This is a genomic window from Bradyrhizobium sp. INPA03-11B (genome assembly GCF_040446015.1).
Lineage (GTDB): Bacteria > Pseudomonadota > Alphaproteobacteria > Rhizobiales > Xanthobacteraceae > Bradyrhizobium > Bradyrhizobium macuxiense_A.
Map to the genome: position 1 here is coordinate 1 of NZ_JASGSR010000099.1, position 12,387 is coordinate 12,387.

Annotated in this window: 13 protein-coding genes; 2 read left to right on the forward strand and 11 right to left on the reverse strand. The window is 63.8% G+C overall.

What is annotated here, in order from left to right:
- The coding region (locus tag QMZ05_RS30645) for a carboxymuconolactone decarboxylase family protein (protein WP_353704148.1) at positions 1 to 479 on the reverse strand (479 nt) is incomplete at its 3' end.
- A gap of 168 nt (positions 480 to 647) precedes the next feature.
- Between QMZ05_RS30645 and QMZ05_RS30650 the strand changes: the two genes are divergently transcribed.
- Complete coding sequence (locus QMZ05_RS30650) at positions 648 to 1,832, forward strand: acyl-CoA dehydrogenase family protein (protein ID WP_353704149.1); 1,185 nt, start codon at positions 648 to 650, stop codon at positions 1,830 to 1,832.
- Positions 1,833 to 1,962: 130 nt separating this feature from the next.
- Positions 1,963 to 3,102, forward strand: coding sequence for an acyl-CoA dehydrogenase family protein (locus QMZ05_RS30655; protein ID WP_353704150.1), 1,140 nt, complete (start codon positions 1,963 to 1,965; stop codon positions 3,100 to 3,102).
- A gap of 273 nt (positions 3,103 to 3,375) precedes the next feature.
- Here the strand turns inward: QMZ05_RS30655 and QMZ05_RS30660 are convergent, their stop codons facing one another.
- From QMZ05_RS30660 to QMZ05_RS30705, 10 genes are all read right to left on the reverse strand, one after another.
- The gene (locus QMZ05_RS30660; RefSeq protein WP_353704151.1) at positions 3,376 to 4,413 is read right to left on the reverse strand and encodes an amino acid ABC transporter substrate-binding protein; all 1,038 of its coding nucleotides are present in this window, start codon (positions 4,411 to 4,413) and stop codon (positions 3,376 to 3,378) included.
- Between the two features lie 64 nt (positions 4,414 to 4,477).
- Positions 4,478 to 5,071 (reverse strand): L,D-transpeptidase, encoded by a 594-nt coding sequence (locus tag QMZ05_RS30665; protein WP_353704152.1) that lies wholly within the window; start codon positions 5,069 to 5,071, stop codon positions 4,478 to 4,480.
- Between the two features lie 224 nt (positions 5,072 to 5,295).
- On the reverse strand, positions 5,296 to 5,424 hold the full coding sequence (locus tag QMZ05_RS30670) for a DUF2474 domain-containing protein (protein ID WP_353704153.1): 129 nt from the start codon (positions 5,422 to 5,424) through the stop codon (positions 5,296 to 5,298).
- Positions 5,424 to 6,425, reverse strand: coding sequence for a cytochrome d ubiquinol oxidase subunit II (cydB, locus tag QMZ05_RS30675; protein ID WP_353704154.1), 1,002 nt, complete (start codon positions 6,423 to 6,425; stop codon positions 5,424 to 5,426). Before cydB ends, QMZ05_RS30670 begins: the two co-directional genes overlap by 1 nt.
- Positions 6,422 to 7,831: a cytochrome ubiquinol oxidase subunit I gene (locus QMZ05_RS30680; RefSeq protein WP_353704155.1), complete on the reverse strand. Its 1,410-nt coding sequence runs from the start codon at positions 7,829 to 7,831 to the stop codon at positions 6,422 to 6,424. The genes cydB and QMZ05_RS30680 overlap by 4 nt, the downstream gene beginning before the upstream one ends.
- Before the next feature lie 314 nt (positions 7,832 to 8,145).
- Positions 8,146 to 8,724 carry a thioredoxin family protein gene (locus tag QMZ05_RS30685; RefSeq protein WP_353704156.1) on the reverse strand — a complete coding sequence of 193 codons (579 nt, stop codon included), beginning with the start codon at positions 8,722 to 8,724 and terminating at the stop codon, positions 8,146 to 8,148.
- A gap of 18 nt (positions 8,725 to 8,742) precedes the next feature.
- Positions 8,743 to 9,438 (reverse strand): cytochrome c biogenesis CcdA family protein, encoded by a 696-nt coding sequence (locus QMZ05_RS30690; protein WP_353704157.1) that lies wholly within the window; start codon positions 9,436 to 9,438, stop codon positions 8,743 to 8,745.
- A gap of 131 nt (positions 9,439 to 9,569) precedes the next feature.
- Positions 9,570 to 9,986: a hypothetical protein gene (locus tag QMZ05_RS30695; RefSeq protein ID WP_353704158.1), complete on the reverse strand. Its 417-nt coding sequence runs from the start codon at positions 9,984 to 9,986 to the stop codon at positions 9,570 to 9,572.
- Between the two features lie 372 nt (positions 9,987 to 10,358).
- Positions 10,359 to 10,970 carry a sigma-70 family RNA polymerase sigma factor gene (locus QMZ05_RS30700; protein WP_353704159.1) on the reverse strand — a complete coding sequence of 204 codons (612 nt, stop codon included), beginning with the start codon at positions 10,968 to 10,970 and terminating at the stop codon, positions 10,359 to 10,361.
- 234 nt (positions 10,971 to 11,204) lie between these two features.
- On the reverse strand, positions 11,205 to 12,296 hold the full coding sequence (locus QMZ05_RS30705; protein ID WP_353704160.1) for an acyltransferase family protein: 1,092 nt from the start codon (positions 12,294 to 12,296) through the stop codon (positions 11,205 to 11,207).
- Between the last annotated feature and the right edge of the window lie 91 nt (positions 12,297 to 12,387).

Consider the following 12,387-nt stretch of genomic DNA (forward strand, 5'->3'; position numbering starts at 1 on the left):
ATGGTGTAGTAGCCGCAGAGGCCGATCACCTCGACCAGGCCGCGTTGGCTCAGCACCTCGATCGCCTCGTCATACAGTCCCTTGGGAAGGCCGTGACCCTCGTGCAACGCCTTGGCGACGTCGTAGATCACCCTGGCCTTGGGATCGTCGAAGGTCGGCGTCCGGCGCACGCGAATGTCCTCGATGATCTTCGGATCGAGGCCGCCCTTCAGCGCGAGGCGCTTGTGGGCATACCATTCGTAATGCGCGGTCCAGTGCCGGGCGGTGACCAGGATCGCGATCTCCGACAGCTTTGGGGGAAAGATCGTGTCGAAGCGCAGCACCTCGCCGAGCCGGGTGGCGTGCCGCGCCATCTCCGGGCTGTTCAGCCAGGCCATCATCGGCGCCGGTGGCGCGCCGCGCTTGCCGGCGATCGACTCGTCGTAGGTTTCTTTCTGGGCGGCGTTCATTTCGCTAGGCGAAAGCAGCTTCAGCCGCATGTCCGTTTCCTCTTGTTTTTCAATCGTTACCCCATCTCGGCGATACACCCGAATGCGCAGAGTGAGTAGCGACGCCAGAGCATGGCGCGGCCGCGAGGCATATTGAATTCGGCGGCTGCGTAGGTCTAAGGTCGAATCCAATTCGACGATTTTGACTGGAAACGCACCATGGCTGACCTCGAGAAATTCCGCGCAGAGACCCGCGCCTGGCTGGAGCAAAATTGCCCGGCGGAGATGCGCAAACCGATGACCTCGGATGGCGACACCTTCTGGGGTGGCCGCAACGCGAAATTCTCGTCGGACGCGCAGCGGGTCTGGTTCGAGCGGATGCGCGACAAGGGCTGGACCGTGCCGCATTGGCCGAAGGAATATGGCGGCGGCGGCCTCGACGGCGAGGAAGCCAAGATCGTGCGTCAGGAGATGGCGGCGATCGGCGCGCGTCAGCCGCTGACCTCGTTCGGCATCTCGATGCTCGGGCCGGCACTGCTGAAATACGGCACCGAGGAGCAGAAGAAGGAGCACCTGCCGAAGATCACCGCGGGCCTGATCCGCTGGTGCCAGGGCTATTCCGAGCCGAACGCCGGCTCCGACCTCGCCTCGCTGCAGACCCGCGCGGTCGGCGACGGCGACGATTACATCATCAACGGCCAGAAGATCTGGACGTCCTACGCCAACTATGCCGACTGGATCTTCTGCCTGGTGCGCACCGATCCGGCGGCGAAGAAGCACGACGGCATCAGTTTTATTCTCTTCGACATGACGTCGAAGGGTGTGTCCACAAAGCCGATCCTGCTGATCTCCGGCTATTCGCCGTTCTGCGAAACCTTCTTCGACAATGTCCGCGTGCCGAAGGCGCATGTCGTCGGCACCGTCAATCGCGGCTGGGATGTCGCGAAGTATCTGCTGCAGCATGAGCGCGCGATGATCTCGGGCATGGGCGAGCGCGGCGTCGGCCGTCCGCTCGGCCAGATCGCGGCCGACTCGGTCGGCGCGGACGCGCAAGGCAAGCTCGACGACGCGCAGCTGCGCAGCCAGATCGCGAATTTCGAGGTCGACGAGGCCGCGCTCGCCGCGGCGGCGGAGCGCGCGGTCGATCTCGCCAAGGCCGGGCAGTCGCATCCGGCGTTCTCCTCGGCGATGAAATATTACGGCACCGAGCTCAACAAGCGCCGCTACGAGATCCTGATGTCGGCCGGCGGCATCGACGCGCTGGAATGGGAGAGCGACCGCTCCCGGGGCGGCGCCCGCCCGCGCGCCTGGCTGCGCACCAAGGCCAACTCGATCGAGGGCGGCACCTCGGAGGTGATGCTCGGCATCGTCGCCAAGCGCATCCTCGATCTGCCGGGGGCGTAGCTACCCGTCGTTCCGGGGCGGCGCGAAGCGACGAACCCGGAACCTCGAGATTCCGGGTTCGATGCTGTCGCATCGCCCCGGAATGACGAACTCGGAAATTTTCTGCTTAGAACGTTAGATCGGATTCTCCATGGCCCTCGTCCTCACCGAAGAACAATCCATGCTGCGCGACAGTGCGCGCGGTCTCATCAGCGACAAGGCGCCGGTGGCGCATCTGCGCGGCCTGCGCGATGCCAAGGACACCACCGGCTTCTCGCGCGAGATCTGGACAACCTTTGCCGAGATGGGCTTCTCCGGCCTGCTGGTGCCGGATCAGTTCGGCGGCAGCGGGCTCGGTTGCGTCGAGGCCGGCATCGTCATGGAGGAGATCGGCCGCACCTTGATGCCGTCGCCGTTCCTTTCGACCTCGGTGCTTGGGGCCTCAGCGCTGTCGCGCGGAGGCAGCGAGGCGCAGAAGGCGCAGCATCTGCCGAAGATCGCCGACGGCTCGCTGCTCGCCGCGCTCGCGATCGATGAGGGTGCCAAGCATCGGCCGCTGCAGACCAAATTGCAGGCGACGCGCTCCGGCAACGGCTTCAAGCTGTCCGGCGACAAGGCCTTCGTGGTCGATGGCCACACCGCCGACCTGCTGATCGTCGCGGCGCGCAGCGCAGGCAGCGCCGGCGACAAGAACGGGCTGACGCTGTTCTTGGTCGATCCCAGAGCGAAGGGCCTCGCGGTCGAGCGCACCGCGATGGTCGATTCGCACAACGCGGCGCGCATCGTGTTCGACAATGTCGAAGTCAATGCCGACAGCGTGCTCGGCGAGGTCGATCAGGGCTTTGGGCTGCTCGAGGGCGTGCTCAATATCGGCCGCGGCGCGGTCGCCTCCGAAATGGTGGGCCTCTCCGACGCGGTGTTCGGCCGCACCGTGACGTATCTGAAGGAGCGCAAGCAGTTCGGCAAGGCGATCGGCGAATTCCAGGCGCTGCAGCACCGTGCCGCGCAGCTCTACATCGATATCGAGATCACCCGGGCCGCGGTCCTGAAGGCGTTGCAGGCGCTCGACAACGATCTCGACAAGGCCGCTACCGCAGTCGCGGTGGCAAAGGCGCGGGCCGGCACCACGGCCACGCTCGCCGTGCAGGAAGGCGTGCAGATGCATGGCGGCATGGGCATGACCGACCAGTTCGACATCGGCTTCTTCATGAAGCGCGCCCGCGTCTGCCAGGAACTGTTCGGCGACAGCAATTTCCACACGGATCAGCTGGCGAGCGGCAAGGGTTACTGAGCCGACGCATCATCGTCGCCACGTCTGTTGTCGCCACGCAAAAACTGTCATCGCCCGGCTCGACCGGGCGATCCAGTATTCCAGAGACAGTGGTGCTTAAGCCGAGAAGCCGCGGCGTACTGGATCACCCGCTTTTCGCGGGTGATGACGGCGGTGAGGGCGGCTTGAGTGCGCCCGTCATTGCGAGCGAAGCGAAGCAATCCATTTCATCGCGTGCGCGGAGCGATGGATTGCTTCGTCGCTATCGCTCCTCGCAATGACGCCGCAGAATGATCACCGGATCGGCGGCGCGTACTGGACGCCGCCGGCGTTCCAGAGTTGGTTCATGCCGCGCGGGATCTTCAGCTTGGAATCGGCGCCGACGTTGCGGTCGTAGACCTCGCCGTAATTGCCGACATGGCGGATGATGCGCACCGCCCAGTCCTTGGTTAGGCCGAGATCCTCGCCATAGGAACCCTCGGTGCCGACCAGCCGCATCACCTCCGGCTTCTTCGACTTCAACGCCTCGTCGATGTTCTTCGAGGTGATGCCGAGTTCCTCGGCATTGATCATGGCGTAGAGCGTCCACTTCACGATCATCATCCAGTCGTCGTCGCGCAAGCGCACCACCGGCGCCAGCGGCTCCTTGGAGATGATGTCGGCCAGGATGGTGTGGTCGTTCGGCTTGGAGAGGTTGAGCCGCAGCGCATAGAGCTGCGAGGCGTCCGAGGTCAGCGTGTCGCACTGGCCAGAGTCATAGGCCTTCACGACATCGTCGAGCTTGTCGAACTTCATCTCCGTGTACTTCATGTTGTTGGCACGGAAATAGTCGGCGAGGTTGAGCTGCGTCGTGGTGTTGGCCTGCACGCAGACCTTGCTGCCGTTCAGATCGAGCGCGGAATCGATGTTGCGCGAGCGCGGGATCATGAAGCCCTGGCCGTCATAATAGGCGACCGCCGGGAAATAGAGGTCGTAATTGGTCTCGCGCGACATGCTCCAGGTCGAGTTGCGCGACAGGATGTCGACCTTGCGGTTCTGCAGCTCCTTGAAGCGCTCGCTGGCGTCGAGCGGAACGAACCTCGCCTTCGTCGGATCGTCGAAGATCGCCGAGGCCACCGCGCGGCAGAAGTCGACGTCGAAGCCGGTCCAGTTGCCCTTGTCGTCCGGGATCGAGAAGCCCGGCAGGCCCTTGTTGACGCCGCACAGCACGTCGCCGCGGCGGACGGTGCGCTTCAGCGTGCGGGTGTCGTAACGCTCATAGGTGATGGCGGCGGCCGCAACCAGCGCGGCGACCGCGAGCCCGATCGTCAGGCCGCCTCGAAATGTACGCATGGGTTCTCTCTCGCGAATGATCGGGGGAAAAGCAGGTCGGATATCGAAGGCGGGTAGGTAGAGATTACAGTTCGGGCTTCTGGCGGATGATCACCTTGGTGCCGACGGGAACGCGGTTGTAGAGATCGGCGACGTCGGCGTTGACCAGGCGGAAGCAGCCGGACGAGATCGCGGTGCCGATGGTGTCGGGCCGGTTGGTGCCGTGGATGCGATACACCGTGGTGCCGAGATACATCGCGCGCGCGCCGAGCGGATTGCCCGGGCCGCCTGCCATGAAGCGCGGCAGATAGGGCTGGCGGGCGATCATTTCCGGCGGCGGCACCCAATCCGGCCACTCGGCCTTGCGGGTGATGGTCACGAGGCCCTGCCACTGAAAGCCGTCGCGGCCGACGCCGATGCCGTAGCGGAGCGCCCGGCCATTGCCTTGCACGAGGTAGAGATGGCGTTCGGCGGTGGAGACGATGATGGTGCCCGGCGCCTCATTGGTCCGGTAGTAGACGACCTGCTTCTGCCATTCCGGGTCGAGCTCGTAATTGTCATCGGCGATCAGGCCCGGCTCGTCGGCATCTGGACGATTCTGGGCGAAGCCTTGCGACGTCGACAGCACGAGCGCGCCCGCGGCGATCAACATCCAGACCAGGTGACGAAGTTTCGTCATGCAAAGCTCTCCTTGTTGGCGCGCAGCCAATGGTTGCTCCACCCAAATCGCGCATGATCCGCCAAAGTGTGAGCGGTTTGGCGATGAGATCATGCGCCACTTTTAACTCGAGCATCAAATCTCAGCGGCAGCTTGATGGCAAGTTTAGGGCGGGTGTCACACTAGATCACTGTAATGCTTCCGTTTTTTGTCGATGGGGGCGGTGGCACGCGGCGCGGGCCGCCTCATTTCGGCGCGATCCAGAGTCGCAACGCGAACGAGACCAGCGTCACAGTGCCGACGCCGCCGAGCCACAGCGCCACAAACCACAGCAGGCGCTGGCCGAGCGGCCGCTGATTCGGGTTAGGTGACATCAATGGTATCCGTGGCCGGGGCGCACCTTGCCGCGGAACACCCAATAGGCCCAGGCGGTGTAGCCGAGGATCAGCGGCACCAGGATCGAGACCCCGACCAGCATGAAGATCTGGCTGTTCGCCGGCGCCGCCGCCTGCCAGATCGTGATGCTCTGCGGCACGATGTACGGATACATGCTGATGCCGAGCCCGGCATAGGACAGCGCGAACAGCCCGAGCGTCAGGAAGAACGGCTGGTGGTCGTTCTTGCTGCCGAGCGCGCGCAGCAGCAGCGCCGTGACGGCGGCGACCGCGATCGGCACCGGCGCGGTGAGGATGATGTTGGGCCACGCGAACCAGCGCTGGGTGTATTGCACGGCCAGGAACGGCGTGGCGATGCTGACGGCGCCGATCGCACCGAGCATCGCGACGAGCAAGATCCAGCTCAGCTGGTAGGCGCGCTCGCGCAACCCGCCCTCGGTCTTCATCACCAGCCAGGTCGCGCCCAAGAGCGCATAGCCGATCACGAGCGCGATGCCGGTCAGCACGCTGAACGGCGTCAGCCAATCCCACCAGCCGCCGGCATAGTGGCGTCCCTCGACATGGATGCCCTGCAGGATGGCGCCGAGCGCGATCCCCTGTGCCAGCGTCGCGACCAGCGAGCCGCCGGCGAAGGCGAGATCCCATTTGTTGCGCGCCTTCTGGGTCCGCCAGCGGAATTCGAAGGCGACGCCGCGGAACACGAGGCCGAGCAGCATCGCGATCATTGGCGTGTAGAGCGCCGGCATCAGCACGGCATAGGCCAGCGGAAATGCCGCCATCATGCCGCCGCCACCCAGCACCAGCCAGGTCTCGTTGCCGTCCCACACCGGTGCCACCGTGTTCATGATGACGTCGCGATCGGTCTTCTGCGGAAACAGCGGAAACAGGATGCCGAGGCCGAGATCGAAGCCGTCCATCACGACATAGACGAACACGGCAAAGGCGATGATGAAGGCCCAGATAGTGGCGAGATCGATCATCGCACGGCCTCCACAGCTGCCGCACCCGCGGCCGGCGTGATGCCGGCGGCGCGGGCGGGGAGATCCTTGGTCGGGCCCTGCTCGCCGGGATGCGGCGGCTGCGCCATCAGGCGCAGGATGTAGATCACGCCCGCGGTGAACACGGCGAAATAGACGATGATGAACGCGATCAATGACGAGCCGACCGCGGGCGCCGCCAGCGGCGACGCCGAGTCAACTGTACGCAGCAGCCCGTAGACGGTGAATGGTTGCCGTCCGGTCTCCGTGGTGATCCAGCCTGCGAGCACCGCGATGAAGCCGGCCGGGCCCATCAGGACCGCGAATCTGTGCAGCAGCGGCGTCTGGTACAGCAATCCGCGCCAGCGCATCAGCAGGCTGAACAGGCCGAGCCCCATGATCAGGAAGCCGAGCCCGACCATGATGCGGAACGCCCAGAAGGTGATCGGCACCGGCGGCCAGCTCTCGCGCGGCACGGTGTCGAGGCCGGCGAGCGGTGCGTCGAGCGAATGCTTCAGGATCAGCGACGACAGTTTCGGCACCTCGATCGCGTACTTCACCTTGGCATCTTTTTGGTCGGGCCAGCCGAACAGGATCAGCGGCGCGCCGTCCTTGTGGCTCTGGAAGTGGCCTTCCATCGCCATCACCTTGGCCGGCTGGTGCTCCAGCGTGTTGAGGCCGTGCTGGTCGCCGGCGAGGATCTGGATCGGCGCCACCAGCGTTGCCATCCACATCGCCATCGAGAACATCACGCGCGCACCCGCCAGATGCTGGTCGCGCAGCAGATGCCAGGCGCCGACCGCGCCGACCACGAGCGAGGTGGTGAGGTAGGCCGCCAGCACCATGTGCACGAGGCGATAGGGGAACGAGGGATTGAAGATTACCTTGAGCCAGTCGGCGGCGACGAACTGGCCGTCGGCATTGACGGCGTGACCGGCCGGCGTCTGCATCCAGGAATTGGCCGACAGGATCCAGAACGCGGAGATCAGCGTGCCGATCGCGACCATCAGGGTTGCGAGGAAATGCAGCTTCGGGCCGACGCGCGACAAGCCGAACAGCATCACGCCGAGGAAGCCGGCCTCAAGGAAGAACGCGGTCAACACCTCATAGGCCATCATCGGGCCGATCACCGGCCCGGTCTTGTCGGCAAAGGACGACCAGTTGGTGCCGAACTGGTAGGACATCACGATGCCCGAGACCACGCCCATGCCGAACGCGACCGCGAAGATCTTCAGCCAGTAATTGAACAGATTGATGTAGACCTCGCGCTTGGTGATGAGCCACAGCGCTTCCAGCACCGCGAGATAGCTCGCGAGCCCGATCGAGAATGCGGGAAACACGATGTGGAACGACATCGTGAAAGCGAATTGCGCGCGGGCGAGTACGACCGCATCCCAGCCTTCGAACATGATCCACCACCTGTCGTCGATCCGGGCTGGACCTTACCACGCCAGGTGTGACGACAAAGAGGGCGGAATGTCCAACTAAAGCGGGATGAGTTTTGGTTGAATCGGCTTGGTGCGGTCTCGGTTCACCTCTCCCCGTCGGGGAGAGGTCGGATTGCGCATGGCGATGCGAAGCATCGTCCAGTGCAATCCGGGTGAGGGCTCTTGATCTCTCGATAGACCTTAACCCCTCACCCGATTTGCTGCGCAAATCGACCTCTCCCAAGGGAGAGGTGAACATTCGACACCGTTCCAGCTCAACCCAATCTCAACAGGCTTTAGCTATTGGCGTTGAGCAGCCGGGCGACGGTGCGGTCGATCTCCTCGTACTGGCCTTCGCCGGCATGCTGGAAGACGATCTTGCCGTTCTGGTCGATGATGTATTGCGCAGGCCAATACTGGTTGCCGTAGGCGTTCCAGGTCTGCGAATTGTTGTCCTGCGCCACCGGATAGAGGATGCCGTGCCGCTTCAGCGCCGCCTGCACGTTGGTAGCCGAATGCTCGAACGGGAATTCCGGCGTGTGGACCCCGATCACGACGAGACCGCGATCCCGGTACTTTGAATAAAGCTGGGTGACGTGCGGCAGCGTGTTGACGCAGTTGACGCAGCCATAGGTCCAGAAATCCACCAGCACGACCTTGCCGCGCAGATCCGCCAGCTTCAACGGCTGCGAATTGAACCAGTTGCTGATCCCGACGAATTCGGGCGCGGTCTGGCTCTGTCCGGTCGTCATGGCAACTGCCCGCGGCACCGGCTGCGCCGGCGCGTCGGACTCGGTGCAGAGGCCGGGGATCACGGCGCCGCCGAGGCCAAGGCCGGCGACCAGAGCGGATACAGCAATCAAGCGCAGGGACATCGATACCTCCTTGTGAGCTCACAGGCCGATCTGGCCGTTGGGATAGAATTGGGTCAGCCACGCCACGATCAGCGTGTCGTATTGCAGGTAGGACAGCGCGGCGAAGGCGATGATCACGACGCCGAAGCCTTGCTGCAGGCGCGGCGCGATCCGCGCCATGCTGCGCACGCGGGTGGTGACGGCCTGCCCGCCATAGGCAATGGCAAGCATCGGGATCGCGGCGCCGATCGCGTAGGTGACGAGCTGCAGGCTCGCCCACGCCGTATCCTTCGAGGTCGCGACGATGGTCAGGATCGAGCCCAGCACCGGACCGGCGCACGGCGTCCACACCAGGCCGAGCGTGGTGCCGAGCACGAAGCCGCCGAACAGGCTCTGCGACGGCGCGGCCTGTCCGACGCTGCCGGCGGCACCCGTCAGCCGGATCGCCAGCCATTCGAACGGCGCCGGCCAGATCATCAACAGGCCGAAGCCCGCGAGCAGGACGGCCGCGCCGGTCCGCAGCGCGTTGGGATCGAAATCGAAGGTGCGCGTGATCGCACTCAGCAGCAATGCCACCGCAGAGAATGACACCACGAAGCCGAGCGCGATCATCGCAGGCCGCGCCTTGCCGGTCTGGCCTATCGATACCCCAAGTAGAATCGGCAGCATCGGCAGGGTGCAAGGGGCAGCGACGGTGGCGACACCGGCAAGCAGGGCAAGAGCAAGGCTGAGCATCGTCGTCCGTCCATCAGAAGTCCCGGCGCGCCAGAGGGCCGTGCCGGGTACACCTGATGTTCTTCGCCGGGACGGGGCGGCCGTTACGGCCGTCCAGGCGCCGATGACGTCACGTCAGCGTGAGGCCGACGTCATGCGCTCCGCGGAGCCCGCGTCCCATTGAGGCGCTTTTCAAGCTCGACCTTGACGTCGTTCGCCCGTTGCATGCTGGCAAGTGAGGGCGATTTGAGCTCCTGGCCCGACGCAAGCGCGACCTGGACAAAGAAACGGTCGGGACCATCGCTGTTCGATTCGCGAATGGTTGCGACGTTGACGATCTCGCTGAAGTGCACGACCTCGGTCCGTCGCTTGCCGTTGATCCAGGCCTTGCTGATCCGGATCTCGTTCGTACGAATGATCCAGCCGAGGTCGCTGTCGAACAGGGTGTGGTAGATCAGAAAGCCGCAGAAAAGGCCGATCGCGGCCAGCTTTCCAACGTTCCACAAGGTCACGTTGTGAGCGAAGCCGATCGTGCCGTCGATCAGGAGATACGCCCCGACATCGGCCAAGCCTAATCTCAACCAAAGGGAATATCGCTCTTCCAGCAGGATGTCTGGCGCGATTGTCTGATCTTCCATCGCTGCGAGCGTATCGTCGCTGCCGCACCATCGCAAGTTGCCGCGCCCAAAACAGAGCGACCCGGCTGGGGGGCATCCCGGCCGGGTCGTTGGAGGTTACTTGGGAGGTTAGAACTAGGGAGGTATCGAAACTGGTCCGGTGAATTGGGGTTGGCGTCGCGTCGTTGGATATCGGTATAGAGATCGCGTTTTTCCGGGTGATGTCGTCGATTGTTTCAATTGTTTCGTCGCCGAACTTTTTGGCTTCGTGGACAATTGCCCGGTTTCCTTGATCTCCTCCTAAATATCTGAATTTGCTTTCCTTTAAGCCGCGACGCTGTCCACGCCGGCGCCCCGCAGGAGGTCGGCGAGCTGCTTGCGGGCATAGAACATGCGGGTCTTCACCGTGCTCTGCGGGATACCAATGATCTGGCCGGCCTCCTCGACCGACTTCTCATGGTAGTAGACCAGGTTGATGATCTCGCGGTGGGCCGGCGACAGCTTGGCGACGCAGGCGCGCAGGATCTCGCTGGTGGTGGCGCGATCGAGCGAGGTTTCCGGCGTGTCGGCGCCATCGGCGATCTCCAGCACGTCTTCCTGGTCGATGTCCTCATGCTTGCGCTGGCGCAGCGCGGTCAGCGCCTTGAAGCGGGCGATCGACAGCAGCCAGGTCGAGACCTGCGAGCGGCCCTCGAACTGGGCCGCGGTGCGCCAGACGTCCAGGAACACCTGGCTGACCAGGTCCTCGGCCATCGTGGTGTCGCGCACCATGCGGAGCACGAAGCGGTAAACCCGGACGTTGTGACGGGCATAAAGCGTGTGCATCGAGGTGCGGTGATTCTTGGCGATACGCGCGAGCAGCGTTTCATCCGAGGTCGCGCGGGCAGCATCGATATGCTTCGTGGCTGCGGCGTTGATAGCGATGACGTTCGGCATGACAGGCTCCCAGTTCGCCGTTGGGCGGCGGTTCGTTGGGAGAAAGCTAGTTACCGCCCGTTTCCGGATGTCTGCGCGAAAAGCGGAAAATGGTTTCATGACCGGGAGAATTGTTTCGTCGCCGGCGGGGCGACGAAACATTCGGGACCGAAAATCCAGTAATTTCAACGGGTGGAAATTCCAGGAGGCCGGTTTAGCCCCGGTTGGAACGAATCCGCGCCATGACTTTTGGCACTATTCGGCCGCTTGCAAAGCGGCCGCTGCCTTTTTCGGGGCAATCCAGAACGCGTCGGGCCGCTCGAACAGGAAATTGGCCCGGACCGCCAGCGCCAGCCGCCAGATCAGGAGCGCGCCGGCGACGCCGGCCGCGGTCACGATCAGCGAGACCAAGCCAATGTCGGGGATGAGATCGAGCCGCAGCAGAACCGTGCGTGTCGCGGCCATCGGCAGGAAGAAGGCGAGGTAGATCACGATCGAGTGCTCGCCGCAGAAGCGCAGGAAGCCGAGCCAGTGCGCCCGTGCCAGCAGCGTGCCGGTCACGATGATCGCGCAGGCGCCGGCAAAGCCGAGCGCCAGCGAGACGACCGGCCATTCGCTGACGTCGAGCGCAACCAGGCCGCCATTGACGAGCGCCCAGAGCCCAAGCCTGAGCAGGGCAACCGCAGGCCGCGAGCGCGCACGGTCCGACAGCGCGAACACGTAATCGGCCAGGAAATAGCCGGTGTAGAAATAGACGAAGCGGGCGCTGAACTCGTCGATCACGTACCAGCCGGTCGTGACGTGCGCCGACTCCAATGCGGCTGCGATCAGCCAGATCATGAGCGGGGGAACGTTACGGGTCAGCTTGGTCACGACGAAGAAGATCGGCAGCAGATAGATGAACCACAGCGTGCCGAACGGCTGGACGAAGGAGACGAGGTATTGCCGCCCGACCTCGGCCCAACCGGCCTCAGCGGCCAGCGACGGCGCCTTGAAGCCGAACTGGATCGTCACCCACAGCACATAGAAGTAGGCGAAGTGCATCACCTTGCGGTCGAGATAGGTGCGCCAGTCGCGGTCGATCACCACCGACAGGAACAGTCCCGAGATCAGGAAGAAGTCCGGCATCCGGAACGGTTTGGCGAACATCACGACATAATGCATGAAGCCGGTCTGCTCGGCGGCCTTCTCGACCCCCAGCACCGAATGCATCATCACGACCATGATGATGCAGATGCCCTTGGCATAGTCGACCCAATCGACGCGCACGCTTGCTTTCCCAAGTGATCGATCAAGTGATCGATCAAGGGAGCGATCTGTCGCAGCAGCTGTGCCGTTTGTGGTCATCCTTGTCCCGTTTCGGCGTAATCGGCCCTATCATCGGCCCGATCGGTTGCTTTCCCCTTTATCAGTACAAAGGCTGTGCCAGCGAACCTGG

Excerpts from the sequence above, each read along its gene's own strand:
- QMZ05_RS30650 (WP_353704149.1), top strand. The coding sequence starts at position 648 with ATGGCTGACCTCGAGAAATTCCGCGCAGAGACCCGCGCCTGGCTGGAG.
- QMZ05_RS30655 (WP_353704150.1), top strand. The coding sequence starts at position 1,963 with ATGGCCCTCGTCCTCACCGAAGAACAATCCATGCTGCGCGACAGTGCG.
- QMZ05_RS30660 (WP_353704151.1), bottom strand. The coding sequence starts at position 4,413 with ATGCGTACATTTCGAGGCGGCCTGACGATCGGGCTCGCGGTCGCCGCG.
- QMZ05_RS30665 (WP_353704152.1), bottom strand. The coding sequence starts at position 5,071 with ATGACGAAACTTCGTCACCTGGTCTGGATGTTGATCGCCGCGGGCGCG.
- QMZ05_RS30670 (WP_353704153.1), bottom strand. The coding sequence starts at position 5,424 with ATGTCACCTAACCCGAATCAGCGGCCGCTCGGCCAGCGCCTGCTGTGG.
- cydB (WP_353704154.1), bottom strand. The coding sequence starts at position 6,425 with ATGATCGATCTCGCCACTATCTGGGCCTTCATCATCGCCTTTGCCGTG.
- QMZ05_RS30680 (WP_353704155.1), bottom strand. The coding sequence starts at position 7,831 with ATGTTCGAAGGCTGGGATGCGGTCGTACTCGCCCGCGCGCAATTCGCT.
- QMZ05_RS30685 (WP_353704156.1), bottom strand. The coding sequence starts at position 8,724 with ATGTCCCTGCGCTTGATTGCTGTATCCGCTCTGGTCGCCGGCCTTGGC.
- QMZ05_RS30690 (WP_353704157.1), bottom strand. The coding sequence starts at position 9,438 with ATGCTCAGCCTTGCTCTTGCCCTGCTTGCCGGTGTCGCCACCGTCGCT.
- QMZ05_RS30700 (WP_353704159.1), bottom strand. The coding sequence starts at position 10,970 with ATGCCGAACGTCATCGCTATCAACGCCGCAGCCACGAAGCATATCGAT.
- QMZ05_RS30705 (WP_353704160.1), bottom strand. The coding sequence starts at position 12,296 with ATGACCACAAACGGCACAGCTGCTGCGACAGATCGCTCCCTTGATCGA.